Genomic DNA, 25,262 nt, shown 5'->3' with positions numbered 1-25,262 from the left:
TAGTGTAATGATGTGGTGGCAAGAAGGGATGATGACACTTATTACAGGTGGCTTACTAATTATTTTTCGACTTTGGTTAGAACTGAAATGGAAAAATAAAAAATGATCCTACACACATAAATAACCCCAAGTCTGCTGGTACCAGACTTGGGGTTGTGTAGTATAATTCTGTGGATACACTTAAATAATATCATTGAACACAATATATCGCAATCAATAATCATTTTGATTGAATGGTTTTGTTGCGCTATTTTAGTTGAAAGTGATTAGTACCTTGAACTTTTGAAATTCAATAACTTATTAAAAAAATTTATATTTGTTATAATGTCGATGTTGAGGTGAAATAAATTGAAACATCTAACAAAAATATTTGTAGTACTTGCAATTATTTTATTTATTATTGGTTATTATTTACAAGCAACTAATCATGAAAGCCAAGGTATAAAATTATTATTAGCAGCGATTATGTTTATGATTTGTGCTTTTATAAGTAGAAGTAATGATCGACGTAAAAATAGTAAATAGAATTGACTGTTTAAAACGATTGTTTATGTTGACGCTACGGTTGTCACGTAGAGATTAAAGACATTCGTTTTAGCAGTCTTTTTTATTGAAGTAGACAATGCAAGATTAAATGGTAGTGTCATTTCATTTTATTCAACTGCTAGTAATACAATACTCAGTGTTATTTCTGAAGACTGGTTGATAATGAGACATGCATATTTACAAAACTGTGCATATTGTGTATATTGTATATATACAGAAAGTGATAGGGGGACGTTGATGAAAATAATTTTAAAAAACAATAGTGATTTTCCGATTTATGAACAGATTAAGCAACAAGTAAAACAAAATATTTTAAAGGGACATGTTGCTCCTGGAGAGCATTTGCCGTCAATGAGAGAACTTGCCAAAGATCTTCAAGTAAGTTTGATTACTACCAAACGTGCTTATGAAGATTTAGAGAAAGACGGTTTTGTTACAACAATTAGAGGAAAAGGGACCTTTGTTAAGGAGCAAGATAGTTCTATTTTAAAAGAGAAACAATTTTTTACCATTGAAAATTTGGTTAAAGAATTGGTTAATGAAGCGCAAGCCATCGAAATGTCACTTGAGGAACTTCAAGATATTTTAACGTTCATTTATGAGGAGGAATCATCATGAATGCCATAGAATTAAGTAATGTTAATTATTCAAGTGATCAGTTTAATTTAAAGAATATCTCTTTCAAAGTTCCTCAAGGATTCGTCACTGGTTTTATTGGTAGAAATGGCGCTGGTAAAACCACAATAATAAGGTTAATTATGGATTTGTATCAACCACAAACTGGTGTTATTAGAGTATTAGAAGAGGATATGGCTCTCAATCCGATAGAGTTAAAGAATAGAATTGGGTTTGTTTACTCTGAAAATTATTTTAATGAGAGATGGACTACGAAGCAACTTGAAAAAATGATTGCCCCTTTTTATCGTAAATGGGACCATCAAGTATTTGAATTTTATCTTGAAAAGTTCGATTTACCAATCAATAAATCAATAAAAACATTTTCGACTGGGATGAAAATGAAATTTTCACTAGCAGTTGCATTTTCACATCATGCTGAATTGTATATTTTTGATGAGCCTACTTCAGGTCTTGATCCCTTAGCTAGAAATGAGCTATTGGAGATAATTCAGCAAGAATTAATTGATGAAAATAAAACAATATTCATGTCGACACACATTATCTCAGATTTAGAAAAAATAGCTGATTATATCATTCACTTAAGTGACGGTGAAGTTATCTTAAATGGTTCAAAAGAACAACTGTTACAAAGATATCAAGTTGTGAGTGGTGCTATTGAGGACCTTGATGATGAATTAGCATCTCTACTTATTTATGAAGAACATAAGCGTACGGGATTTATAGGATTAACAGAACATGCGCAAGTATTTAAAGAAATTTTAGGTCATAAAGTGAATATCATTACACCTTCTATTGAGAACTTAATGGTTTATCTTGAAAAGAGAAAACCTAAATATCATGAAAACATCAAATTGATGGAAGAAGGTTTTTAAATGAAGGCATTGTTAATTAGGAATTTTAAATTACGACGATATACACTTATCATCTATGTTCTATTATTAACCTTATATCCTTTTTATATAATGCTTGACTCAACAAAGTTCTTTTACCTATTGCAATCTTTTATAAGTCCAACAATATTGATTATTTGGATTTTAGATGCTGGTCACTTATTTAGACTCAATCGTAGATTAGGTGGTAATGATTCATATTATTTTTATATGAGTTTACCAGTGTCAAAAAAACAATTGCTTAATGCCAACTATATTACATGCATTGTTTTAACATTAATTGGAACGCTTGTTATTAGTTTATATGCTTATGAAGCAGATGTGATTGAACCAAATTCAATCTATTTTTCAACTGCATATGCATTTGTCATATCTAACTTCTTGTCTATACCAATTGCATTTAGTCAATTTACAGAATTGCGTAGAGTCAAAGTGCCATATGGTATATACGTTTTTACTATTATCATTTTAGTTCCATTTTTATTTTCAATTGCAATAGTGTTGGTGAATTATTTTGTTCTAAGTCAATCATCATTCCCAGATTTATATTCATATATTTTAAATATTGGTTTTCTAATTATAAGCATTGTTATACTTATTGTTAATTATTTTAAACAGCTCAATAAAATAAATACTAGAAAATTTAAAGGAGGCAGTCGATGAAATTAGAACATATTACAAAAAAATACGGCTCAAATGTCGTTTTAAATGATATTGATTTTGACTTTGGCGATAGTAGAATTGTCGGATTAATAGGAAAAAACGGTGTTGGTAAAACAACCGTTATGAAAGTAATGAATGGTAATATTATTAAATTTGATGGAAAAGTAGATATTGATAATGCAGATAATATCGGTTTTTTAATTGAGCATCCTAAATTATATGATAATAAATCAGGATTGTATAACTTGAAATTATTTGCACAAGTATTAGGTAAGGGTTTTGATAAAGCATACACAGACAAAATTATAGATGCATTTGGTATGAGACCTTATATTAAAAAGAAAGTTAAGAAATATTCAATGGGGATGAAGCAAAAATTAGCAATTGCAGTATCTTTAATGAATAAACCTAAATTTTTAATCTTGGATGAGCCTACAAATGGTATGGATCCAGATGGCTCAATTGATGTGCTGACTACAATTAAGTCTTTAGTAAATGAACTTGATATGAGAATTCTAATATCAAGTCATAAGTTAGAAGATATTGAATTAATTTGTGATAGAGCTGTATTTTTAAGAGACGGACATTTTGTTCAAGATGTAAACATGGAGGAAGGTGTTGCATCTGACACAACGATAGTTACTGTTGATCATAAAGACTTTGATAGAACTGAAAAATATCTTGCAGAGCATTTCCAATTACAAAATATCGACAAAGCAGACGGACATTTAATGATCAATGCACAAAAAAATTATCAAGTTATACTAAAAGCATTATCTGAATTAGATATTTATCCGAAATATATTGAAACACGTAAAAGTTCATTGCGTGATACGTACTTCAATATAAATCAAAGAGGTGATAAATAATGAGAATTTTAAATTTAGTTAAGTATGATTTTTATAGTATATTTAAAAGTCCTTTAACATATTTAGCGATACTAGTCGTATCTAGTTTGATTGCAACTCAAAGTATACTTATGGCAAATTCGATGGATAACCCGAAACATATTATTGTCTATGGATCTGTATTTGCTGCAGCAAAATGGTTATTGTTAATAATTGGATTAATGTTTGTTGTTAAGACAATTACGCGTGATTTTTCACAAGGTACAATTCAACTATATATGAGTAAAGTTAAAACACGCGTTGGATACATTATTTCGAAAACAATTTCAATTATTTTAATTTCAATATTATTTGCATTAATTCATTATGTGATTTTGATTGTTGTGCAGGCATCTAGTAATGGAAAAAATTTGGCGTTTTCTAAATATGTAGATAATTTATGGTTCTTCCTAATCTTTTTACTATTCTTTGGCTTGTTTTTATTCTTAATCACACTTGCATCACAAAAAACAGCAATGATATTTTCATTAGGTGTATTTTTAGTACTCATTGTACCGTTTATTAAACCTTTTATTACATTTATCCCAAGATACGGTGAAAAAGTTTTAGATGCTTTTGATTATATCCCTTTTGCTTACTTAACTGATAAAATGATTAGCTCTAACTTTGATTTTAGCAATTGGCAATGGGTAATTTCATTAGGTTCTATAGTGATATTCTTCATTTTGAATATCTTATATGTCGCTAAAAAAGACATTTAATAAAAATAATTTTGAGGTTGGGAATTTTAAATTTTCCCAACCTCAAAGTTTGTCTTATTGTAAATTTATTTATTTTCTAATTTATTTAGGATGGAATTATAAACTGCTTTCCAAAATGAAGCGTCAGTTTTATAGCGGTTTGATATAACTAAGTGTGTTTCTTTTTCTAAATCTGCATAGTCTGGATGATCTTTGCTCGGTAATTTATCAGCACGAACATCAGTTACAAATTTTTGGACTTCATTTGCTCTTGGTCCCCAAACTGTTTCTTGTTCGAATTGATCATTCAAGAATACGAAGATAGGAATTGCACGTGATTTACCATTTGTTAAATATTGATCGATCAGTTTTGTATCATCATCTCTATGGAACACGCGTACTTCTAAATTTAATGCTTCACTGATGTGTTTTAGAATTGGGAGATTCATCATTGCATCTCCACACCAGTCTTCAGTAATTACTAATACTTTAGAATAATTCATCTCTTTTATTTTTTTGATGCGTGAATCATCTTCTGGTAACTCAAATGATTGATAGATACTGAGAACGGTATCTTGATTTGTCTTCATTCCATCAATGTATTCATTTAAGGGTTGGCTATTTTTGAAATAAGTTTCTAAATTTGTCATTGTAAAAACCTCCTTTAGCATTTACAACATTATACCAATTTATAGTAATAAAAGGTAATGAAATAAATTAATTGCAAATTCTTTGTTAATTTTTGTTAAGGATGAAACGGGAAGCACCTTATGCTATATTTAAATAAGTACAAAGAAAGGGTGACATCAGTGCGTATTCAAAATCGCTGGGTTGTGTTTATATTATTTTTAATCTGTTCTTTTGGTGTATTAATTGGTTTATATCAATATCGTCATACGAAAACTGTGGATTTGTCTAATCTTGAAATAAACGATATTAAATTAAATGAGAAGTTTGATAAAAAAGGCTATGAAGTAAATAAAAAAATTAAGTTTGATCGTTTTAAATTTTATAACAGTAAAGCTCACCCTGATCTTACCGTTAAAGTGAGAGAAAAGGATAACATCGTTAAGGGGATAATATTAGTAAGAGATGAAAAGATACATACTAATTTTGATGGGGGAATTGGTTCGCCGATAAATAACGCGATTGAAAATCTTGGATTCGGATATAAAAGAACAAAAGTTGGCAATGATTTCTCATCGGTAAAGTATATTGATAGAGATAACCATTTAAAATTAAACTTACTTTATCAAGATTTAGAAATTAAACGTATTGAATTTTTTAGTAAATAGCTTTAGGTCTTAAAGTTATAAAAAACGAATGAATAATTTTATTGGGATGAGTGACCTATATGAACAAGATTACTTATTTAAATGAATTAGAAACAGCACTTGATGCGCTACCTAGGCATTTAAGAGATCAAAAAATGTATGAATATGAACGTTATTTTTATGAGCAAGAACTTAATGGCGTTGATGAAGGGGAAATTTTAAAGAAGTTAAAAGACCCACAAGATGTTGCAGCTGAAACAAAAGCTAGAAGTGTTATTGATTATGCTGAATCTAAACCAACATTTGAAAATATTTCAAGAGCTGTTGCTGCTTCATTAAGTTTAGGCATTCTATCTATTTTTGTCATCCTTATACCAGTATCTATAGTTGGATTATTTGTATTAGCATTATTTTTAATATCACTTTTGCTGCTGTTTTGTCCAATTATTTTATTAGCATCAGCAATATCCAGAGGAATTGTGGACTCAATTAGTAATGTATTTTTTGCCATATCATATTCAGGATTAGGATTAGTATTTATCATTGTCATATTTAAGATTTTAGAATACATTTATCGTTTAATCTTAAAATATTTACTTTGGTATATTAAAACTGTCAAAGGAAGCGTTAGAAAATGAAGAAATTCTTTTTTATTGGGCTTTTAGTGTTTGTTGTCTTTTTTACAGCAGCAACCATTATTTGGTTCAGCTATGATAAAAACAAATATGGTACTAAACAATATGATAAAACATTCAAAGACGATGCTTTTGACAATGTATCTATAAATTTGGATAGTACAGAACTTCGTATAAAACGGGGGAATCAATTTAGAGTTAAATATGATGGTGACAATGATATATTAATTAATATAGTAGATAAGACGTTGAAGATTAGTGATAAAAGGTCTAAGACAAGAGGATATGCAATTGATATGAATCCTTTTCATGAGAATAAGAAAACGTTAACGATTGAAATGCCTGATAAAATGATTAAACGTTTAAATCTATCATCTGGGGCAGGAAGTGTTAGAATCAGTGATGTTGATTTAGAGAACACAAGTATTCAAAGCATTAACGGTGAAGTAGTTATTAAAAACTCAAATCTTGACGCACTAGATTCAAAGACAAATAATAGTTCTACTTATATTAGTAAAAGTAACATTAAAAATAGCAATATTAAAGTTGTTATTGGTACGCTACAAATCGACAAGAGTCAAATTAAACAATCCATATTTTTAAATGATCATGGTGACATTGAATTTAAAAACATGCCATCAAAAGTAGATGCAAAAGCTTCTACTAAACAAGGAGATATTCTTTTTAAGTATGATAGTAAACCTGAAGACACTATACTAAAGCTAAATCCGGGAACGGGTGATAGCGTAGTTAAAAATAAAACATTTACTAATGGTAAAGTTGGGAAAAGCGACAATGTTTTAGAATTTTATACGATTGATGGTAATATCAAAGTTGAATAAATAAAGGATGTAAGCACCGATATTAGGAAGCATAATTTCTCTAATATCGGTGTTATTTATTTGTTGGCAAAAGTTAAGTCGGTATCTATATTGCCAGTAAAGTGAGTGATATTAAGGTCTTGACCATCTAACCATGATTTGAAATCTATTATTTCTGGTGGCGCATTTTCTCCCAATGTAAAATATGCAGTTAATGTTTCAGGGTGATACATTGATGTATGGATGGTGCCAGACCAGCTTTTGAATAGTTTACTGTAAATTTCATACTGAGGATTATTGAATAACTTAAATGCTGTAGTCATATCTAAATTATCATTAGTTTGTGAAATGGTACGCGCCAGTCTTTCTTTAGATTCTTTTGTATAATTGCGATTTTCATGTGTTAATATTTCAAAATGATTTGTACATATATTATCATAACGAACATCTATTGATCTCGGCGTCACTTCAACAATTGCATGGTTCAATGATTTGTCCATCAGTATGTAGCTAAATGAGCTTCTGTGTGGTATTTCTTTCAATAATTGTATTGCTTCTGTTACATTTCGGCAATTTTCAAGAATTAGACGACCAATCATATAACATACAAAACCATTTGCTGGTTTCTTCCGGTGCATAAAGTTATAGCCCATAGTTAATCCTGACTCATTCATACCATCCATTCTTCCAGTTACCCTTGATACAGGACCAATTTGAGCTAAACCGCTATCTGTAGGTTGATATAGTAAGTAGCGACCATCATAAGTTGCAGGGTGGTAATCATAATTTCTAACCATGAAGTCTTTGCCTTGAAAGACCGTGCAACCACTTTCTTTTAAATCGGTAAAACGATAATGTCCAAAGTTTAAAATAATTTGGCGTGTTGGCATTTTGAGTATACTTTGTAGTCCCATTAATTCTTCCCATATTTGAGGTGCGTATGTTTGGAATATTTGATAAGTTTCATTTACATCTATATCGAAACGTGGGACACGTTTTTTCCATTCTTTTTCTCGATTTTTTAGAAGAGGTGTTTGTTGAAGCCATTTACCAGTTTTAACACCTAACTCGAAATGTGAACCTCTAAAAGTCATAATATCTGATGTCACTTGTTGCATATCATCGGCCCCTTTCTTTTTAGTTGTAATATATTGTAAATAAATAGTAATCGTATGTATATTGAATGTCATGTTAAATAAAGTTATATTTTACTAAATGAAATATAAAATTGTTTGAGGTGATTTCTCGGTGTATAAGACTTATCAATCAGTTAAAACATATTTTTATAGATGGTGGGGATATTAAGTTAAAAACTTAAAATCATCTTATCATAAATAACAATCTTAAGTTAGCATTCACGATAATAGTCATTGTTAACATTAGCATATAAGGTCATGTCACGTTGAAACAGAGGTTCCTCGGCATTTTTGAAAATAATCATTAGCTTGCTCGCTATATAATTTGATGAATATATTTCGTAAAAGTGGGTATTTATTTAATGATTATTCTATATATGATAGTATAATGAAATGTAGATAGGTATTTAATTTAACAGAGGTGAAATTGAGATGTGGAATTTTATTAAATGTGTGTTTAAATTCGTATTTAGCTTAGTTGCTATTACAACATTAGTTGCTGGTGTTGGTGTAGTAGCATTTGCTTATATCTTTAAAAAAGATTTTGAAGATATTGAAAGAAAAACTAAAGAAATTATTTCTGATATTGAAAGTAAAAATAACTAATAACATTTAGAGGCTGGGACATAAATCCCTAAAAAACAGCAGTAAGATAATTTTCAATTAGAAAATATCTTACTGCTGTTCTCTATTTATACAATACTTCGTATTGAATGGCTTCGCTTTCCTAGGGTGCCGTCTCAGCCTTGGTCTTCGACTGGCACTGCTCCCTCAGGAGTCTCGCCATTAATACTACGTATTAACATGTAATTTTACTTTGAAATACTTTTAAAAAATAAGACACTTTGCCCAACTTGCACATAAATGTAAAATTCAATAAAATGAATTTTCTGTGTTGGGTCCCTTCTTATAATTTAATAAATACCACTAAACTAAATTAACGAGGTGCCTTATGTATAAAAATTATAACATGACCCAACTACACTACCAATAGAAACTTCTGTTAGAATCCCTCAAAATGATATTTCACGATATGTTAATGAAATTGTTGAAACAATACCTGATAGCGAATTCGATGAATTCAGACATCATCGTGGCGCAACATCCTATCATCCAAAAATGATGTTAAAAATCATCTTATATGCATATACTCAATCTGTTTAATTATGTTCAAAGCATTAAGGTAACAAGACAATATCTAAGATATCAAAGATAGAAATTTTTTGACGTTGTTGCTGATTGTAAACATAACCATCAATTTCATAATTAATAGCATCAATACGATAAATGGTTAAGCGTACTGAATCTACAAAGCCATTATTATAAAATTTAACTTCTACAGGTTGGGCATATTGTAGCGCCTCGTGTAGCCGAATGTTTAGCTCAGCCAATTGATCATCTGATAATACAGGACGTGTAATTTTGTTTTGGTCGATAATGTATTGTTGAATCGTTTCGAATTGTTCGGGTAATGTTGCAAAAGGAGCCCATTTAATCATGCCTCTTCCCATAGGTATATTGTTATCTAGTAATTCTCTTGGAACGTTACGATAATCAGTTTCTTCTTCATAACTTGTCATCCTTAATTCACCCCAATCTGATAATTACATTATACGAACATGTGTTCTATTTTGCAACAAAAATTTTGTGGAAGCATAAACGCGTTAATAATTAATGCTCGTGTAAGTAAAAAAGAGGGATTAATTAAAATCGAATAATGACATATCACAGCAAATAGTTCTTTTAAAGTAGTTAAATAGTTTTAGCTTTAAGGAAATGATAAATGATTGTTAATTCTAGCTAAAATTTAATAAAATGAAAATAAGACTAACATGGAGGGGTAAAAGTAATGACAAATGGATATATTGGTTCTTACACTAAAAAGAATGGTAAAGGGATTTATCGTTTTGAATTAAACGAAAATCAGTCACGTATTGATTTATTAGAAACAGGATTTGAATTAGAAGCGTCTACATATTTGGTGCGTAATAATGAAGTTTTATATGGAATCAACAAAGAAGGAGAACAATGCGGTGTTGCAAGTTTGAAAATTGATGACAATGGTGAATTGCATTTATTAAATAAATGTTTGTCTTCAAAAGCTGGTACAGGTTGTTATGTATCGATTTCAGAAGATAAACGATATTTATTTGAAGCGGTATATGGTGCTGGCATCATACGTATGTATGAATTAAATACGCACACAGGTGAAATTATACGTCTAACTCAAGAACTTGCACATGATTTTCCAACAGGTACACATGAAAGACAAGATCATCCACACGCACATTATATTAATCAAACTCCAGATGGTAAGTACGTTGCAGTAACAGATTTAGGTGCTGATCGTATCGTTACTTATAAATTTGATGACAACGGGTTTGAATTTTATAAAGAATCTTTATTTAAAGATAGTGATGGGACAAGACATATTGAATTTCATGATAATGGAAAATTTGCTTATGTCGTACACGAATTATCAAATACTGTGAGTGTTGCAGAATATAATGACGGTAAATTTGAAGAGCTCGAGCGTCATTTAACAATTCCTGAAAACTTTGATGGAGATACTAAACTTGCAGCAGTGCGTTTATCTCATGATCAACAATTCTTATATGTATCTAATAGAGGGCATGATAGCATTGCAATTTTTAAAGTTCTTGATAATGGTCAACACTTAGAACTAGTAACAATTACTGAAAGTGGTGGTCAATTCCCAAGAGATTTTAATATTGCCTCATCAGATGACCTTTTAGTTTGTGCTCATGAGCAAGGAGATTCAGTTGTAACTGTTTTCGAAAGAAATAAAGAAACAGGTAAAATTACGCTATGTGATAACACTCGTGTAGCATCTGAAGGTGTATGTGTCATATTTTAATCTTTAATTAATCATGATAAAAAGAAAACCATGTTTCCAAAAAATTTGTGTATACCTTGAAATTTATTGTTTTCAAGAACATCAAATTATGGAAGCATGGTTTATTTTTGTCTCAAAAATTAATTTTTAAAGAAAGCTTTGATGTATTTAAATTTACCTTTATATGGTGGTAAATGGACACCTGATTCTAATCGTGTAGATTTGAAAATGTAGCTTTTTTCATGTGTAAAAGTGTCGAATGAATATTTACCATGATAGCGTCCCATACCTGAGGCGCCAACACCACCAAATGGTAATTTAGGATTCGCTAGGTGCATCAATGTATCATTAATAGCGCCGCCGCCAAATGATAAATCGTTTATTACACGTTGTGTAGCATTTTCATCTTCGCTAAATAAATATAAACTCAAAGGTTTTGGTCTTTGGTGAATAAAGGCTATTGCTTCATCCAATGACTGATACGTTAAAATCGGTAAGATAGGACCAAAAATTTCTTCTTGCATAATTGCTGAATCATTTGTAACGTGATCTAACAATGTTGGTTCTATATAACGTTCATCCTCATCACTATGACCACCAAATACAATATTCATTTGTGCACTGTTAAGTAATGACGTCAGACGATGATAATGTTTAAGGTTTACAATGCGGCCATAATCTGGACTTTGTTGTATATTTTGACCATAAAATTCACGCAACGTTTTTGATAGGGCTGTGATTAAATCATCTTTTACAGATTCGTGTACTAAAATGTAATCAGGTGCAACACATGTTTGGCCGGCATTAGTGAATTTCCCAAAACAAATGCGTTCACTGGCAACCTTAATATTCGCTGTTTCATCAACGATGACTGGAGATTTACCGCCCATTTCTAATGTCACAGGAACTAAATTTTCGCTGGCAGCTTGATAAACGATTTTGCCTACATTTTCACTTCCTGTAAAGAAGACATAGTCAAAAGGTAAGTGAATTAACGTTTGCGTTTCTTCAATTCCTCCCTCAATAACTTCAATGTAATTTGCATCAAATGTTTCATTGATTAATCGTTTAATCACTCGTGCAACGTTTGGTGTCAACTCAGATGGTTTAATAATTGCTGTATTACCTGCTGCAATAGCACCGATTAAAGGTTCGAACACTAGTTGAAAAGGATAGTTAAATGGTGCAATGATCAAAACTGTTCCATAAGGTTCTTTTTTGATATAGCTTTTTGTTGGAAATAAATATAAAGGTGTGTCTACATTTTTTGTTTTAGTCCAGTTTTTAAGTTCCTTACGGGCATTTTTGATACTTTTCAAAGTTATGCCAATTTCAGTAGCATAAGCTTCGACTTTATTTTTTCCTAAATCTGTATATAGTGCTTCTAAAATATCGCTCTCGTATGATTTAATAGCTTTGCTTAACTTCTTTAATTGCTCTTTTCTAAAACTAATATCTTTAGTTTGTTGTGTATTGAAAAAAGCTTTACTGTCATAAAATTTTTGCTCAATGATATTCATAATGAAAAGAACCTCCTTATATGATTATTTTGGAAAAGTGAGTAATTGATTTGAATGTTGTGGCCGTTAATTTTAAATGTTCTTTTGAATTATATATGTTGAAAGTTGAAAATAGAGCGATGAATCGTGTACATAATAATATTTATAACTTTAATCATAACGAAAAAGGTAGGAAGAAAACAAAAATTTATACTCAACATCGCAAATATTTTAAGAAAATGTAAAGACAAAAGGGGAATTGTATAGAAATCACTAATCTGTGGGTTAGGATAGCTAAAGGAATGAAAACTGCTATTGAAAAGGTTGTAAATTAGTCAAACGTAAATAAAAAACAGTTCATTGAAAGTGAAATAAATTCTACTTTAATGAACTGTTAGTTAAATACAACATGTCTATAAATAGACAGTAATATAGTATTATTTTGTTAATGCTTCAGTGATTTGAGGTACGATTTGTTTTTTTCGAGAAACAACACCAGATAAGAAGGCCATGTCATCTTCTAATTGAACATTGAATGCTTCGCCAACTTTATCTTTTTCAGCACCTACAACTAAAATTTTAGAATCACTATTAATGATGTCAGTAACAACAAGTACAAATAAGTCATATTTTTCTTGTGCACTTACAGCTAACATTTCTTTTTCTAAATCTTCTTTACGATTTAACACTTCGTCAAGGTCAACAGCATTAACTTGTGCAATACGAGTCACATAGTCACCCATAGTAAATGATTTAGCATCCATGTTTAATAAGAATTCAACTGATTTATCAGTTGTTGAAGCACCTGCTTTTAACATATCTAAGCCGTACTTTTGAATATCAACTTTAGCAATATCTTTTAATTCTTCAGCTGCTTTAACATCTTGTTGTGTACATGTTGGTGATTTGAAAAGTAAGCTATCTGAGATAATTGCTGATAACATTAAACCGGCAATTTCAGGTTTAATTTCAAAGCCACGTTCTCTAAACATTTTGTATAAAATTGTAGCTGTACAACCAACTGGTTCAGCACGATAACATAAAGGACCAGCAGTTTCGAAATTTGCAATTCTGTGATGATCAATTACATGCTTAATTGTAGCAGAGGCAATCGTATCAGAACTTTGTTGGAATTCGTTATGATCAACTAAGATAACATCTTGACCATCTAAATCATCCGTTAATAATTCCGGAGCAGGTACATTAAATGTATCTAACGCGAATTGAGTTTCTGCACTCACATCACCTAAACGGTATGCTTTGGCTCCTGAATTACCTCTAAGTTGTTCAAATTCTGCCATAATAATCGCAGATGAAATTGCATCAGTGTCTGGATTCTTATGTCCGAAAATATATGTTTTAGCCATTGTCAAATATCTCCCTTGTATATTGTATTCTTTATAATTATTTTAGCACGATTTAAACGTGTTGTTCTACCTCTGCACCTAATGAGTTTTTGAAATGTGCAAGTGCCCATTCATGCCCTTTTTGATTAAATGAAGCCACTCCCTCAGCAGGTACTGAAATTTTATAACCTAAGTTGTATGCAGAAATTGCTGTATGTAACACGCAAATATCGGTACATACACCAACGATTTCGACTTGATTAATACTTCTTTCTCTCAATAAACTATCAAGCGGGGTACCAAAGAACGAATCATAGCGCGTTTTATCAATGAAATGTACATTAGGTTGCGCTTTAATTGTTTCGTATAATTTACCTACTTTACCGTATAATTCTCTACCACTTGTATCTACGATATTGTGTGGTGGGAATAATTTACTTTCAGGATGATGAATGTCATGTAAATAATGTAAATCCATTAAAAAGAATATATGGTCTTGATAATAATTAAAGTCATTGATACGAGAAACAATAAAATCTTCAATATTTTGTCCAGGTTTACCGCATGTTAGTAAGCCGTCGTCTGCGATAAAGTCATATGAATAGTCAACAACTAATAGTGCGCGATGTGTCATTCAACATCTCTCCTATATAATAATAAAATAAACTCCCATCTATTCATAAATGCTAGAGTAATTTTTAACCCTAATGGTTAATATATAAATATAGATTAAGTATATAGATTAATCAACTTTTTTGGAAGAGCAAATCACGCAATCAACAAATAATATAAGAAGTTTTTGCGATAGTTTTAAAATAGCTGTAATAGAATACTAAATGTGACAAACTTAGAACTAATATCAAGTGTTGATGTTTTGAATATAAAAATGCTAATAGATGGCATCACGAGATTTATGACTATCTGTTAAATCAACCTAACACGATTATAATTTGAATAATTGGTTAATATATGAGTAATTAGAAAATAGACAAAGGATGACGATTTATGTATATCAATATGAAAGATTATGGGTTAACAGGCATAAACAAAACTAAAGATACTCGAGCAATACAACGTGCGTTAAATCGTGGAAGATGTAAACCAACGACAGTTTATATACCGAAAGGGACGTATGATATTTGCAAACCATTAACGATATATGGCAATACAACACTTTTGTTAGATAATGAAACTATTTTACGCCGATGTCATTCTGGTCCTTTATTAAAAAATGGTCGTCGCTTTGGTTTTTATCGTGGTTATAATGGACACAGTCATATTCATATTAAAGGCGGCAAGTTTGATATGAATGGTGTATCGTATCCTTATAACAATACAGCTATGTGCATTGGGCATGCTGAAGATATTCAATTAATAGGTGTGACCATTAAGAATGTAGTGAGTGGTCATGCAATTGATGCTTGTGGGATTAACGGACTCTATATTAAAAGCTGTTCATTTGAAGGATTCATAGACTATAGTGGCGAACGCTTTTATTCTGAAGCAATACAATTAGACATTCAAGTACCTGGTGCTTTTCCAAAATTCGGAACGACAGATGGTACGATAACGAAAAATGTCATTATCGAAGATTGTTATTTTGGACCTTCAGAATTGCCCGAAATGGGAAGTTGGAATCGTGCTATTGGCTCACATGCAAGTAGACATAATCGATACTATGAGAATATTCATATTAGAAATAATATATTTGAAGATATACAAGGTTATGCATTAACTCCCTTGAAGTATAAAGATGCTTTCATTATTAATAATAAGTTTATTAACTGTGAGGGTGGCATTAGATATTTAGGAGTTAGAGATGGTAAAAATGCAGCAGATGTGATGACAGGAAAAGACTTAGGTTCCCAAGCAGGCATAAATATGAATATAATTGGAAATGAATTTAAAGGATCAATGTCTAAAGATGCGATACATGTACGTAATTATAATAATGTTAAACATAAAGATGTATTAATCGTTGGGAATACATTCAATAATTCGACTCAATCAATTCATTTAGAAGATATTGATACAGTGTTTTTAAGTCCTGTTGAAGCGGGTATTCAAGTTACTACAATCAATGTAGATGAAATAAAAAAGTAAAAAGTTTCGCATGACATTAGGATTAAGAATAGTAGATAATTTTTGAAAGCGCATTCATAAAACGGTATAAATATGCTATAATAAACCCAATTATCTGATAAAAGGGGTATTTTGACGGTAATGATAATACAAGATAGACAACTTTCTATACTCTAATATAGTGAGTTGAAGTAGCTTGTCATAATCATCATGAGGGGGAAATTTATGGCTTATTTCAATCAACATCAATCAATGATATCGAAAAGGTATTTAACATTCTTTTCAAAATCAAAGAAAAAGAAACCGTTTAGTGCGGGACAACTTATTGGACTAATATTAGGTCCATTACTTTTCCTATTAACATTATTATTCTTTCATCCACAAGACTTACCTTGGAAAGGCGTCTATGTTTTAGCGATTACTTTATGGATTGCGACTTGGTGGATTACTGAAGCAATTCCTATTGCAGCAACGAGCTTATTACCAATTGTGTTATTACCATTAGGTCATATACTTACACCAGAACAAGTATCATCCGAATATGGCAATGATATTATCTTTTTGTTTTTAGGTGGATTTATTTTGGCAATTGCAATGGAAAGATGGAATTTACATACGAGAGTAGCGTTGACAATTATTAATTTGATTGGTGCAAGCACTTCAAAAATATTACTTGGATTCATGGTGGCAACAGGATTCTTATCTATGTTTGTATCGAACACTGCAGCTGTAATGATTATGATTCCGATTGGTTTAGCAATTATTAAGGAAGCACATGATTTACAAGAAGCCAATACGAATCAAACAAGTATTCAAAAGTTTGAAAAATCTCTAGTTTTAGCAATTGGCTATGCAGGTACGATTGGTGGCTTGGGTACATTAATCGGAACCCCGCCATTAATTATTTTAAAAGGACAATACATGCAACATTTTGGACATGAAATTAGTTTTGCTAAATGGATGATTGTAGGGATTCCAACGGTCATTGTTTTGTTAGGTATTACTTGGCTCTATTTAAGATATGTTGCGTTTAGACATGATTTGAAATATTTACCTGGTGGTCAGACGTTAATTAAACAAAAGTTAGACGAGCTTGGCAAAATGAAGTATGAAGAAAAGGTAGTACAAACTATCTTTGTACTTGCTAGCTTATTATGGATTACAAGAGAGTTTCTTCTGAAAAAATGGGAAGTTACGTCATCTGTTGCAGATGGTACGATTGCTATTTTTATATCAATATTATTATTTATTATTCCAGCTAAAAATACTGGAAAACATCGCCGTATCATTGACTGGGAAGTTGCAAAAGAGCTCCCTTGGGGTGTATTAATTTTATTTGGTGGCGGTTTAGCATTAGCGAAAGGTATTTCTGAAAGTGGTTTAGCAAAATGGTTAGGCGAACAGTTGAAATCATTAAATGGTGTTAGTCCGATTCTTATTGTAATTGTCATAACGATCTTTGTCTTATTTTTAACTGAAGTGACATCTAATACTGCAACTGCAACGATGATTTTACCGATTTTAGCAACGTTGTCTGTTGCTGTTGGAGTGCATCCATTACTACTTATGGCACCTGCAGCTATGGCGGCTAACTGTGCATACATGTTACCAGTAGGGACACCACCGAATGCAATTATCTTTGGTTCAGGTAAAATATCTATCAAAGAAATGGCATCAGTAGGATTCTGGGTAAACTTAATCAGTGCAATAATTATTATTTTAGTTGTGTATTATGTAATGCCTATAGTTTTAGGTATTGATATAAATCAACCACTGCCATTGAAATAGTAATTGCAGATTAGAACGAAAAATAAAAGGTTACATTAGCAATTGCTTGAACGAGTGGTAACGAAACGTATACCGCAGCATCGTGTAAAAACAATACAAACAAAAGAAAGTCAACCAAGGATGGATTCCTATTTTAATCCTTGGTTGACTCTTTATTTTATTTAAATTGTAGAACCTAGAAAATAAAGTTTAATTAAAAGCACCAATCATTTCTACTTTGAAATCTAAGGTTTCTAAAATAGCAATGACTTTCTTTATATCGGTTGTAATTGCAGAATCAGCCTGAACGAAAAATCGATACATACCTAATTGTGTTTTTAAAGGACGAGACTCAATCCAGGATAAATTAATATTAAACAAAGCAAATGTATTAAGCACACTTGCTAACAGCCCAGGTTTATCATGCATTGGTGTAATTAAAAACATCAATGATGTCGCATTTTGATCAAATTGCTGCTGATTTTTTATAACTAAAAAACGTGTCACGTTATGTGGATAGTCTTCAATATGTGTATCAATAGGTGTAAAACCATAAGCTTCGCCACTACCTAAAGGTGCAATTGCTGCAACGCCATTTTCAATTTTAGTCAAACTTTGAATTGTACTGTCGACATAATCATAGTCAAATTGATGTTGATGTATGTAATTTGTTGTTTGACTGATTGCTGGTGCAATAGAATACACTTTTTTAATATCAGAAATGGAATCTGTTCCATTACCATATAATGCAAAGTTAATATCTAAGCGTATTTCACCGTGTGCAAAGACATCTTGCTGTGCAAGTGCATCTGCCACAATGTTGATTGTTCCTTCTATAGAATTTTCAATAGGGACAACACCAATCGATGTGTCATCATCTGCAACTGCCTTGATGACTTCAAATAAATTTGACTTTGGTTGAAAAGTTGCTTCATTTTCAGAAAAATACTGACGACAAGCCAAATATGAAAATGTACCTTTAGGGCCTAAATAATATAATTGCATATGCTACACCTCTACTAACTTAATGATGGAAAGGGCACTGGTTAGCATTTGATTCTTTCTTTTTATAGAAAAAGTTTGGATCTTTTACTGTATTGTCATATCCGTGATGATAATTTGACGTCAATGTTGGAGATAATGGCGGTGCTAGCCAAGACCATTTTCCGGTAACTTGACGACCTTGTTGTGCTTCGTTACGTTCGAATAGTTCGAATTGCTTTGCAGCGGTCAAATGATCGACAATTGATACGCCTTCTTTTTTAAAGGAATGATACACAGCATAGTTCAATTCAACAAGTGCTCGATCTTTATTAAATGAATTATTTTTAAGTGTATCAAATTCAAACGCATCTGCAACTTTTTCTAGTAAATTGTAACGGTAATCATCAATAAAGTTACGTACGCCAATTTCAGTTACCATATACCAACCGTTAAAGGGTGCAGTTGGATACACAATGCCACCGATTTTTAAGTCCATGTTGGAAATGATAGGGACTGCATACCATTTTAAGTTCAATTTTCTTAATTTTGGATAATGATTATGTTCAATAGGTACTTCTTTAATTAATGAAGTAGGATATTCGTAAAATTTAACTGACTCATTAGGTAATTGGTAAATCAGTGGTAACACGTCAAAATTAGTACCTTTTCCTTTCCAACCTAAGTGATTTGCTAAGCGTGTAACTTCTTTTTCAGCAGGATCACCACAATTGTCATAGCCAGCATAGCGAATTAATTGATTGTTGAAAATTTTAGGTCCATCCTTTGGAGCATATATAGTAATATACGGCTTTAATTTACCTTCATTTGTAGCCTGTGTAATATGATAAGTAATTGATGATAAGAACGATGCTTCGTCAGTAACATCTCTTGCATCAATGACATTTAACGAATCCCAAAATAAACGACCAATGCAACGATTTGAATTACGCCAAGCCATTTTAGCACCATAAATAAGTTCTTCTTCTGTATGTGTATATGTCCCAGTTTCTTTTATTTCTAGTTCAATGTCATGTAAACGTTTATTGATAATTTGCGTTTCATAATGACACTCTTTATACATGTTTTCTATGAAAGCTTGAGCCTCTTTAAATAACATTAACAACACCTCGCTTTATATTATAGTCTACATTATTAAAATACTCTTAAAAATTATGTATATGTCATTAAATTGTTGGTTGATTTTAATTAAAAGTATGGAAATTAAGGGGCTCTTATGTATATAAAAAAATGAATTATGATAAAATGTAAGAAAATATTTAGGTCGATTGGAGAGATACAAGTGTACCAATTAGAAGACGACAGTTTAATGTTACATAATGACTTATATCAAATAAATATGGCTGAAAGTTATTGGAATGATAATATTCATGAAAAAATGGCTGTATTTGATTTGTATTTTAGAAAAATGCCATTTAATAGTGGCTATGCTGTTTTTAATGGTTTAAAACGCGTCATTGATTTTATAGAACATTTTGGATTTTCAGAATCTGATTTAGAATATTTAAAGTCTATTGGCTACAAGGATGATTTCTTATCATATTTAAAAGATTTAAAATTCACAGGCAGCATCCGTTCGATGCAAGAAGGCGAATTATGCTTTGGTAACGAACCATTGTTACGCGTAGAAGCACCATTGATTCAAGCGCAATTAATAGAAACAATTTTATTAAACATTGTAAATTTCCACACACTAATTACAACAAAGGCAAGTAGAATTCGTCAAATTGCATCAAATGATAAATTAATGGAGTTTGGTACACGTCGTGCGCAAGAAATTGATGCAGCATTGTGGGGCGCTAGAGCTGCTTACATCGGAGGCTTTGATTCTACAAGTAATGTTAGGGCGGGTAAATTATTTGGTATACCTGTGTCTGGTACACATGCACATGCATTTGTCCAAACTTATGGAGACGAATATGTTGCCTTCAAAAAATATGCTGAAAGACATAAAAATTGTGTGTTCCTAGTAGATACGTTCCATACTTTAAAATCTGGCGTGCCAAATGCAATAAAAGTTGCAAAAGAATTAGGTGACAAAATTAACTTTGTAGGTATTCGATTAGATTCTGGAGATATCGCTTATTTATCTAAAGAGGCAAGACGTATGCTTGATGAAGCAGGATTTACTGAAACTAAAATTATCGCGTCTAATGATTTGGATGAAGAAACGATTACGAGTTTGAAAGCACAAGGTGCAAAAGTAGATTCTTGGGGCGTTGGTACAAAGCTGATTACAGGATACGATCAACCAGCATTAGGTGCAGTATATAAACTTGTAGCTATTGAAAATGAAGATGGTTCATATAGTGATCGTATTAAATTATCAAATAACGCTGAAAAGGTTACGACGCCAGGTAAGAAAAATGTATATCGCATTATAAACAAGAAAACAGGTAAAGCAGAAGGCGATTATATTACTTTGGAAAATGAAAATCCATACGATGAACAACCTTTAAAATTATTCCATCCAGTGCATACTTATAAAATGAAATTTATAAAATCTTTCGAAGCCATTGATTTGCATCATAATATTTATGAAAATGGTAAATTAGTATATCAAATGCCAACAGAAGATGAATCACGTGAATATTTAGCACAAGGATTACAATCTATTTGGGATGAAAATAAGCGTTTCCTTAATCCACAAGAATATCCAGTCGATTTAAGCAAGGCATGTTGGGATAATAAACATAAACGTATTTTTGAAGTTGCGGAACACGTTAAGGAGATGGAAGAAGATAATGAGTAAATTACAAGACGTTATTGTACAAGAAATGAAAGTGAAAAAGCGTATCGATAGTGCTGAAGAAATTATGGAATTAAAGCAATTTATAAAAAATTATGTACAATCACATTCATTTATAAAATCTTTAGTGTTAGGTATTTCAGGAGGACAAGATTCTACATTAGTTGGAAAATTAGTACAAATGTCTGTTAACGAATTACGTGAAGAAGGCATTGATTGTACGTTTATTGCAGTTAAATTACCTTATGGAGTTCAAAAAGATGCTGATGAAGTTGACCAAGCTTTGCGATTCATTGAACCAGATGAAATAGTAACAGTCAATATTAAGCCTGCAGTTGATCAAAGTGTGCAATCATTAAAAGAAGCCGGTATTGTTCTTACAGATTTCCAAAAAGGAAATGAAAAAGCGCGTGAACGTATGAAAGTACAATTTTCAATTGCTTCAAACCGACAAGGTATTGTAGTAGGAACAGATCATTCAGCTGAAAATATAACTGGTTTTTATACGAAGTACGGTGATGGTGCTGCAGATATCGCACCTATATTTGGTTTGAATAAACGACAAGGTCGTCAATTATTAGCGTATCTTGGTGCGCCAAAGGAATTATATGAAAAAACGCCAACTGCTGATTTAGAAGATGATAAACCACAGCTTCTAGATGAAGATGCATTAGGTGTAACTTATGAGGCGATTGATAATTATTTAGAAGGTAAGCCAGTTACGCCAGAAGAACAAAAAGTAATTGAAAATCATTATATACGAAATGCACACAAACGTGAACTTGCATATACAAGATACACGTGGCCAAAATCCTAATTTAATTTTTTCTTCTAACGTGTGACTTAAATTAAATATGAGTTAGAATTAATAACATTAAACCACATTCAGCTAGACTACTTCAGTGTATAAATTGAAAGTGTATGAACTAAAGTAAGTATGTTCATTTGAGAATAAATTTTTATTTATGACAAATTCGCTATTTATTTATGAGAGTTTTCGTACTATATTATATTAATATGCATTCATTAAGGTTAGTTTGAAGCAGTTTGGTATTTAAAGTGTAATTGAAAGAGAGTGGGGCGCCTTATGTCATTCGTAACAGAAAATCCATGGTTAATGGTACTAACTATATTTATCATTAACGTTTGTTATGTAACGTTTTTAACGATGCGAACAATTTTAACGTTGAAAGGTTATCGTTATATTGCTGCATCAGTTAGTTTTTTAGAAGTATTAGTTTATATCGTTGGTTTAGGTTTGGTTATGTCTAATTTAGACCATATTCAAAATATTATTGCCTACGCATTTGGTTTTTCAATAGGTATCATTGTTGGTATGAAAATAGAAGAAAAACTGGCATTAGGTTATACAGTTGTAAATGTAACTTCAGCAGAATATGAGTTAGATTTACCGAATGAACTTCGAAATTTAGGATATGGCGTTACGCACTATGCTGCGTTTGGTAGAGATGGTAGTCGTATGGTGATGCAAATTTTAACACCAAGAAAATATGAACGTAAATTGATGGATACGATAAAAAATTTAGATCCGAAAGCATTTATCATTGCGTATGAACCTCGAAACATACATGGTGGATTCTGGACTAAAGGCATTCGTCGTAGAAAGCTTAAAGATTATGAACCAGAAGAACTGGAAAGTGTAGTAGAACATGAAATTCAAAGTAAATGAGAATGAAACAATTGCTGATTGTTTGTCACGAATGAAAATGCAAGGGTATATGCCGGTAAAACGTATTGAAAAACCCGTGTTTCAAGAGCAAAAAGATGGCACGGTTGAAGTATCACATCAAGAAATCGTTTTTGTAGGTAAGAAAATCCAATAACATAATCCAATTTAAATAAAGACTATTTGAAGAGGAAAGGCTATTCAAAGTTTGAGTAATTTTACTTTGAATAGCCTATTTGTTTATACATGCAAGATGCTCGATCCATATTGTATGAGAAACCCCCAGCAAGCTATATAAAGCATATGCTGGGGGTTCTTAATATTTTAAAAATTATTGTTAGATTATATATATCGTCGCTTTTTCTAAAACAATCTCATCGCATGAAATTTTTCTTCCTAGAGACCTTTAATAAGTTTAATAGTTTACTTAATCATATCTAGATAGTCTTATGACTTATGCTTAATGAAAGTCATTCTAGGAGAAGTTCCCAATGCTTCTGTGTTCATAATTGTTAGTAGTATTTTATTATCATTTGGTATAAATATTTCAATAACAATTGAGCTATTATTTTTATTATATAATGTGAGTTGTTTGTGTTCTGTATTTATATATTTGCAAATGTAATCAGAATCGTCTGAGGTACTGAGAATAAATTTTAAAGGACTATCATTTAAATCTTGAGGATGCCATTCTCCCTCAATAATATTAAGATAATACTTAGCCTCTGAATTACATTTGAATTTATCAATACTAAATAATTCAATTTGTTCCATAATATTATTTACCTTTCTAAAATACAAATTTTAATAACCATAAATAGATGAATACCATCGATAATGGTCGCCATTGGATACTGGAATAACATTGTTTTTAGCATCTTGAGTCATAAAACCATTATCCCATGGATTCCATATAATTATAACCTCTTGTCCATTATCTAATTTAGCGTTCCCAACAACTGCCATGGCATGCCCTGCGTGCATACCATTTCTTGATTCTACTCTACTACCTAAAACAGCAATTCCTTTATTATTTTTAGTAAGATTGTCAACTTCATTATATGTAGTCATTCTATTAAGAAGTTGTGGACTTCTTCCCTGAGTTTGTCCAAAATAAATCATCTCTCTTGGCGTTAAACCAGTAAATTGGAATCGTTGTCCTTGTAAGTTTGGGTGTAAAAATCTCATCACAGCTTCTGCATGATATTTGTTAGTATTATAAGTCGCATTTAGTAATGCAGACATCGTATAGCCTGCACACCAACCATTGTTACCTTGAGTTTCTCTTATCTTGAAATTCTCAAGTTTATTTACATATTGCTCGTTGTAAGTATAATTATTACTTTTAAATTGACTAGTTGGCATAGTGACAGAAGCTTTTTGCTTTAGTTGCGTTACATTATTGCCAGTAGGTATACTCTCAGTCTTTTTTAACTTTTTATCTTCTAGACGTGGTGTTTTTAGTACTAGTTTAGCTTTATGATTTTGAGTAACCACATAGTAACCTTTTGAGTTTGTCAAAATAGTAATTTGTTGATCTTTATATTGATTTAAGACTTTAGATAAAAATGGAGAAACATTGATTGTGTATTTAGAAGATGAACTAGAATACTTAGTGACTTTTGGTGAAATTGTAACTATATAATCGATATTACCTTCAGTGTTCAAAACTGGAAAATAATAATTACCATCACTCTTTTTGTTGAATTTATAAATTTTAAAAGGTTCACCAAGTGTATACGAGGCTTTCTCTTTATTATAGATTTTATCAAGTGAAGTAACATAAGAAAGATAGTCTTTTTGCGCTAAATTACGTACTTCAGTAGGAATACTCTTGTCCTCGACATTAACTTGCACATGCTTCTTATCTTTTGCTTTGATATTTGAATTGCTCTCAGCGTTTGCAATAGGGGTAACACTTAAAGAAAGTATTAAACTTAAAGCTATTAATTTTGGAAAGTTTCTTTTCATATAAAAACTCCTTTATTTTATTATAAAATAATTATATTAAATTTAGTTAAGAGTTTCAATATAAATTTTTAATCTATGTTTAAAAAATATTTAATTTTTACACATTATCA

The 25,262-nt window shown here is 31.1% G+C and carries 30 protein-coding genes and 1 pseudogene; 20 read left to right on the top strand and 11 right to left on the bottom strand.

Going from position 1 to position 25,262, the window contains the following annotated elements:
* Window positions 1-7: 7 nt before the first annotated feature.
* From KI230_RS10080 to pmtD, 7 genes are all read left to right on the top strand, one after another.
* A complete protein-coding gene (locus tag KI230_RS10080) occupies window positions 8-106 on the top strand; it encodes a Trp-rich small protein (protein ID WP_000990056.1) in 99 nt (32 codons plus the stop codon).
* Window positions 107-348: 242 nt separating this feature from the next.
* The gene (locus KI230_RS10075; protein WP_000681968.1) at window positions 349-525 is read left to right on the top strand and encodes an SE1626 family protein; all 177 of its coding nucleotides are present in this window, start codon (window positions 349-351) and stop codon (window positions 523-525) included.
* Window positions 526-783: 258 nt separating this feature from the next.
* Window positions 784-1,164 carry a PSM export ABC transporter transcriptional regulator PmtR gene (gene pmtR / locus KI230_RS10070; protein WP_000691584.1) on the top strand — a complete coding sequence of 127 codons (381 nt, stop codon included), beginning with the start codon at window positions 784-786 and terminating at the stop codon, window positions 1,162-1,164.
* Entirely contained in the window at window positions 1,161-2,057 is an 897-nt protein-coding gene (gene pmtA / locus KI230_RS10065) for a phenol-soluble modulin export ABC transporter ATP-binding protein PmtA (RefSeq protein WP_214958260.1), read from the top strand. The genes pmtR and pmtA overlap by 4 nt, the downstream gene beginning before the upstream one ends.
* Window positions 2,058-2,738, top strand: a complete 681-nt coding sequence (gene pmtB, locus KI230_RS10060) for a phenol-soluble modulin export ABC transporter permease subunit PmtB (RefSeq protein WP_000645727.1) — start codon at window positions 2,058-2,060, stop codon at window positions 2,736-2,738.
* Entirely contained in the window at window positions 2,735-3,607 is an 873-nt protein-coding gene (gene pmtC / locus KI230_RS10055) for a phenol-soluble modulin export ABC transporter ATP-binding protein PmtC (RefSeq protein WP_000763045.1), read from the top strand. Before pmtB ends, pmtC begins: the two co-directional genes overlap by 4 nt.
* Window positions 3,607-4,347, top strand: coding sequence for a phenol-soluble modulin export ABC transporter permease subunit PmtD (gene pmtD / locus KI230_RS10050; RefSeq protein WP_001221651.1), 741 nt, complete (start codon window positions 3,607-3,609; stop codon window positions 4,345-4,347). Before pmtC ends, pmtD begins: the two co-directional genes overlap by 1 nt.
* A gap of 65 nt (window positions 4,348-4,412) precedes the next feature.
* Here pmtD and KI230_RS10045 read toward each other — a convergent pair whose 3' ends face one another.
* Entirely contained in the window at window positions 4,413-4,976 is a 564-nt protein-coding gene (locus tag KI230_RS10045) for a thioredoxin family protein (protein ID WP_000182842.1), read from the bottom strand.
* Window positions 4,977-5,096: 120 nt separating this feature from the next.
* Between KI230_RS10045 and KI230_RS10040 the strand changes: the two genes are divergently transcribed.
* Genes KI230_RS10040 through KI230_RS10030 form a run of 3 tightly spaced genes read left to right on the top strand, consistent with a single transcriptional unit; the run spans window position 5,097 to window position 7,077 of the window.
* Entirely contained in the window at window positions 5,097-5,621 is a 525-nt protein-coding gene (locus KI230_RS10040) for a membrane protein (RefSeq protein ID WP_000966288.1), read from the top strand.
* Between the two features lie 59 nt (window positions 5,622-5,680).
* The gene (locus KI230_RS10035; RefSeq protein ID WP_001033971.1) at window positions 5,681-6,238 is read left to right on the top strand and encodes an HAAS signaling domain-containing protein; all 558 of its coding nucleotides are present in this window, start codon (window positions 5,681-5,683) and stop codon (window positions 6,236-6,238) included.
* A complete protein-coding gene (locus KI230_RS10030) occupies window positions 6,235-7,077 on the top strand; it encodes a DUF4097 family beta strand repeat-containing protein (RefSeq protein WP_000713071.1) in 843 nt (280 codons plus the stop codon). Before KI230_RS10035 ends, KI230_RS10030 begins: the two co-directional genes overlap by 4 nt.
* 56 nt (window positions 7,078-7,133) lie before the next feature.
* On the opposite strand, the gene KI230_RS10025 is transcribed toward KI230_RS10030, so the two are convergent.
* Window positions 7,134-8,174, bottom strand: coding sequence for a C45 family autoproteolytic acyltransferase/hydrolase (locus KI230_RS10025; RefSeq protein ID WP_001188074.1), 1,041 nt, complete (start codon window positions 8,172-8,174; stop codon window positions 7,134-7,136).
* 450 nt (window positions 8,175-8,624) lie between these two features.
* Between KI230_RS10025 and KI230_RS10020 the strand changes: the two genes are divergently transcribed.
* Complete coding sequence (locus KI230_RS10020; protein ID WP_000267034.1) at window positions 8,625-8,798, top strand: hypothetical protein; 174 nt, start codon at window positions 8,625-8,627, stop codon at window positions 8,796-8,798.
* 346 nt (window positions 8,799-9,144) lie between these two features.
* Window positions 9,145-9,353, top strand: a pseudogene (locus KI230_RS10015) (transposase); the annotation flags it as partial.
* 17 nt (window positions 9,354-9,370) lie between these two features.
* On the opposite strand, the gene KI230_RS10010 reads toward KI230_RS10015, so the two are convergent.
* On the bottom strand, window positions 9,371-9,772 hold the full coding sequence (locus KI230_RS10010) for a YolD-like family protein (protein WP_000205106.1): 402 nt from the start codon (window positions 9,770-9,772) through the stop codon (window positions 9,371-9,373).
* Window positions 9,773-10,041: 269 nt separating this feature from the next.
* Between KI230_RS10010 and pglS the strand changes: the two genes are divergently transcribed.
* Complete coding sequence (gene pglS / locus KI230_RS10005; RefSeq protein ID WP_000181326.1) at window positions 10,042-11,070, top strand: 6-phosphogluconolactonase; 1,029 nt, start codon at window positions 10,042-10,044, stop codon at window positions 11,068-11,070.
* Between the two features lie 119 nt (window positions 11,071-11,189).
* Here the strand turns inward: pglS and KI230_RS10000 are convergent, their stop codons facing one another.
* Window positions 11,190-12,569 carry an aldehyde dehydrogenase gene (locus KI230_RS10000; RefSeq protein ID WP_045176501.1) on the bottom strand — a complete coding sequence of 460 codons (1,380 nt, stop codon included), beginning with the start codon at window positions 12,567-12,569 and terminating at the stop codon, window positions 11,190-11,192.
* A gap of 50 nt (window positions 12,570-12,619) precedes the next feature.
* On the opposite strand from KI230_RS10000, the gene KI230_RS09995 reads away from it, so the two are divergent.
* A complete protein-coding gene (locus tag KI230_RS09995; RefSeq protein ID WP_072384913.1) occupies window positions 12,620-12,793 on the top strand; it encodes a hypothetical protein in 174 nt (57 codons plus the stop codon).
* A gap of 192 nt (window positions 12,794-12,985) precedes the next feature.
* Here KI230_RS09995 and KI230_RS09990 read toward each other — a convergent pair whose 3' ends face one another.
* The gene (locus tag KI230_RS09990; protein ID WP_001140871.1) at window positions 12,986-13,915 is read right to left on the bottom strand and encodes a manganese-dependent inorganic pyrophosphatase; all 930 of its coding nucleotides are present in this window, start codon (window positions 13,913-13,915) and stop codon (window positions 12,986-12,988) included.
* 52 nt (window positions 13,916-13,967) lie between these two features.
* Complete coding sequence (locus tag KI230_RS09985) at window positions 13,968-14,528, bottom strand: cysteine hydrolase family protein (RefSeq protein ID WP_000149686.1); 561 nt, start codon at window positions 14,526-14,528, stop codon at window positions 13,968-13,970.
* 371 nt (window positions 14,529-14,899) lie between these two features.
* Between KI230_RS09985 and KI230_RS09980 the strand changes: the two genes are divergently transcribed.
* A complete protein-coding gene (locus KI230_RS09980) occupies window positions 14,900-15,997 on the top strand; it encodes a glycosyl hydrolase family 28-related protein (RefSeq protein WP_000275730.1) in 1,098 nt (365 codons plus the stop codon).
* 204 nt (window positions 15,998-16,201) lie between these two features.
* Window positions 16,202-17,764: an SLC13 family permease gene (locus KI230_RS09975; RefSeq protein ID WP_138277929.1), complete on the top strand. Its 1,563-nt coding sequence runs from the start codon at window positions 16,202-16,204 to the stop codon at window positions 17,762-17,764.
* Between the two features lie 10 nt (window positions 17,765-17,774).
* Here the strand turns inward: KI230_RS09975 and KI230_RS09970 are convergent, their stop codons facing one another.
* The 3 genes from KI230_RS09970 to KI230_RS09960 form a co-directional block, all read right to left on the bottom strand.
* Window positions 17,775-17,882: a hypothetical protein gene (locus tag KI230_RS09970; RefSeq protein WP_001802312.1), complete on the bottom strand. Its 108-nt coding sequence runs from the start codon at window positions 17,880-17,882 to the stop codon at window positions 17,775-17,777.
* A gap of 71 nt (window positions 17,883-17,953) precedes the next feature.
* Window positions 17,954-18,748, bottom strand: coding sequence for a prephenate dehydratase (locus KI230_RS09965; RefSeq protein WP_001177828.1), 795 nt, complete (start codon window positions 18,746-18,748; stop codon window positions 17,954-17,956).
* 19 nt (window positions 18,749-18,767) lie between these two features.
* The gene (locus KI230_RS09960) at window positions 18,768-19,844 is read right to left on the bottom strand and encodes a nitric oxide synthase oxygenase (RefSeq protein ID WP_000897635.1); all 1,077 of its coding nucleotides are present in this window, start codon (window positions 19,842-19,844) and stop codon (window positions 18,768-18,770) included.
* A 183-nt stretch (window positions 19,845-20,027) separates the two neighbouring features.
* On the opposite strand from KI230_RS09960, the gene KI230_RS09955 reads away from it, so the two are divergent.
* The 4 genes from KI230_RS09955 (at window position 20,028) to KI230_RS09940 (ending at window position 23,338) form a co-directional block, all read left to right on the top strand.
* Window positions 20,028-21,497, top strand: coding sequence for a nicotinate phosphoribosyltransferase (locus tag KI230_RS09955; RefSeq protein ID WP_000284433.1), 1,470 nt, complete (start codon window positions 20,028-20,030; stop codon window positions 21,495-21,497).
* On the top strand, window positions 21,490-22,311 hold the full coding sequence (gene nadE, locus KI230_RS09950; protein WP_214958259.1) for an NAD(+) synthase: 822 nt from the start codon (window positions 21,490-21,492) through the stop codon (window positions 22,309-22,311). Before KI230_RS09955 ends, nadE begins: the two co-directional genes overlap by 8 nt.
* A 270-nt stretch (window positions 22,312-22,581) precedes the next feature.
* A complete protein-coding gene (locus tag KI230_RS09945) occupies window positions 22,582-23,184 on the top strand; it encodes a DUF2179 domain-containing protein (protein ID WP_000011542.1) in 603 nt (200 codons plus the stop codon).
* On the top strand, window positions 23,165-23,338 hold the full coding sequence (locus KI230_RS09940) for an NETI motif-containing protein (RefSeq protein WP_000669862.1): 174 nt from the start codon (window positions 23,165-23,167) through the stop codon (window positions 23,336-23,338). The genes KI230_RS09945 and KI230_RS09940 overlap by 20 nt, the downstream gene beginning before the upstream one ends.
* A gap of 290 nt (window positions 23,339-23,628) precedes the next feature.
* Here KI230_RS09940 and KI230_RS09935 read toward each other — a convergent pair whose 3' ends face one another.
* Window positions 23,629-23,955, bottom strand: a complete 327-nt coding sequence (locus KI230_RS09935) for a staphostatin A (protein WP_000434933.1) — start codon at window positions 23,953-23,955, stop codon at window positions 23,629-23,631.
* A gap of 30 nt (window positions 23,956-23,985) precedes the next feature.
* Window positions 23,986-25,152 (bottom strand): cysteine protease staphopain A, encoded by a 1,167-nt coding sequence (gene scpA / locus KI230_RS09930; protein WP_000827762.1) that lies wholly within the window; start codon window positions 25,150-25,152, stop codon window positions 23,986-23,988.
* Between the last annotated feature and the right edge of the window lie 110 nt (window positions 25,153-25,262).

It is taken from the genome of Staphylococcus sp. MZ3, from assembly GCF_018622755.1.
GTDB lineage: Bacteria > Bacillota > Bacilli > Staphylococcales > Staphylococcaceae > Staphylococcus > Staphylococcus aureus.
The sequence above is the reverse complement of the archived record's forward strand: the minus strand, read 5'-3'. Positions and strand labels throughout refer to the sequence as shown.

What these genes read in the sequence shown, in the direction of transcription:
- KI230_RS10080 (WP_000990056.1), top strand. Translation starts at nt 8, where the DNA reads ATGATGTGGTGGCAAGAAGGGATGATGACACTTATTACAGGTGGCTTA.
- pmtR (WP_000691584.1), top strand. Translation starts at nt 784, where the DNA reads ATGAAAATAATTTTAAAAAACAATAGTGATTTTCCGATTTATGAACAG.
- pmtA (WP_214958260.1), top strand. Translation starts at nt 1,161, where the DNA reads ATGAATGCCATAGAATTAAGTAATGTTAATTATTCAAGTGATCAGTTT.
- pmtB (WP_000645727.1), top strand. Translation starts at nt 2,058, where the DNA reads ATGAAGGCATTGTTAATTAGGAATTTTAAATTACGACGATATACACTT.
- pmtC (WP_000763045.1), top strand. Translation starts at nt 2,735, where the DNA reads ATGAAATTAGAACATATTACAAAAAAATACGGCTCAAATGTCGTTTTA.
- pmtD (WP_001221651.1), top strand. Translation starts at nt 3,607, where the DNA reads ATGAGAATTTTAAATTTAGTTAAGTATGATTTTTATAGTATATTTAAA.
- KI230_RS10045 (WP_000182842.1), bottom strand. Translation starts at nt 4,976, where the DNA reads ATGACAAATTTAGAAACTTATTTCAAAAATAGCCAACCCTTAAATGAA.
- KI230_RS10040 (WP_000966288.1), top strand. Translation starts at nt 5,097, where the DNA reads ATGCTATATTTAAATAAGTACAAAGAAAGGGTGACATCAGTGCGTATT.
- KI230_RS10035 (WP_001033971.1), top strand. Translation starts at nt 5,681, where the DNA reads ATGAACAAGATTACTTATTTAAATGAATTAGAAACAGCACTTGATGCG.
- KI230_RS10030 (WP_000713071.1), top strand. Translation starts at nt 6,235, where the DNA reads ATGAAGAAATTCTTTTTTATTGGGCTTTTAGTGTTTGTTGTCTTTTTT.
- KI230_RS10025 (WP_001188074.1), bottom strand. Translation starts at nt 8,174, where the DNA reads ATGCAACAAGTGACATCAGATATTATGACTTTTAGAGGTTCACATTTC.
- KI230_RS10020 (WP_000267034.1), top strand. Translation starts at nt 8,625, where the DNA reads ATGTGGAATTTTATTAAATGTGTGTTTAAATTCGTATTTAGCTTAGTT.
- KI230_RS10010 (WP_000205106.1), bottom strand. Translation starts at nt 9,772, where the DNA reads ATGACAAGTTATGAAGAAGAAACTGATTATCGTAACGTTCCAAGAGAA.
- pglS (WP_000181326.1), top strand. Translation starts at nt 10,042, where the DNA reads ATGACAAATGGATATATTGGTTCTTACACTAAAAAGAATGGTAAAGGG.
- KI230_RS10000 (WP_045176501.1), bottom strand. Translation starts at nt 12,569, where the DNA reads ATGAATATCATTGAGCAAAAATTTTATGACAGTAAAGCTTTTTTCAAT.
- KI230_RS09990 (WP_001140871.1), bottom strand. Translation starts at nt 13,915, where the DNA reads ATGGCTAAAACATATATTTTCGGACATAAGAATCCAGACACTGATGCA.
- KI230_RS09985 (WP_000149686.1), bottom strand. Translation starts at nt 14,528, where the DNA reads ATGACACATCGCGCACTATTAGTTGTTGACTATTCATATGACTTTATC.
- KI230_RS09980 (WP_000275730.1), top strand. Translation starts at nt 14,900, where the DNA reads ATGTATATCAATATGAAAGATTATGGGTTAACAGGCATAAACAAAACT.
- KI230_RS09975 (WP_138277929.1), top strand. Translation starts at nt 16,202, where the DNA reads ATGGCTTATTTCAATCAACATCAATCAATGATATCGAAAAGGTATTTA.
- KI230_RS09965 (WP_001177828.1), bottom strand. Translation starts at nt 18,748, where the DNA reads ATGCAATTATATTATTTAGGCCCTAAAGGTACATTTTCATATTTGGCT.
- KI230_RS09960 (WP_000897635.1), bottom strand. Translation starts at nt 19,844, where the DNA reads ATGTTATTTAAAGAGGCTCAAGCTTTCATAGAAAACATGTATAAAGAG.
- nadE (WP_214958259.1), top strand. Translation starts at nt 21,490, where the DNA reads ATGAGTAAATTACAAGACGTTATTGTACAAGAAATGAAAGTGAAAAAG.
- KI230_RS09945 (WP_000011542.1), top strand. Translation starts at nt 22,582, where the DNA reads ATGTCATTCGTAACAGAAAATCCATGGTTAATGGTACTAACTATATTT.
- KI230_RS09940 (WP_000669862.1), top strand. Translation starts at nt 23,165, where the DNA reads ATGAAATTCAAAGTAAATGAGAATGAAACAATTGCTGATTGTTTGTCA.
- KI230_RS09935 (WP_000434933.1), bottom strand. Translation starts at nt 23,955, where the DNA reads ATGGAACAAATTGAATTATTTAGTATTGATAAATTCAAATGTAATTCA.
- scpA (WP_000827762.1), bottom strand. Translation starts at nt 25,152, where the DNA reads ATGAAAAGAAACTTTCCAAAATTAATAGCTTTAAGTTTAATACTTTCT.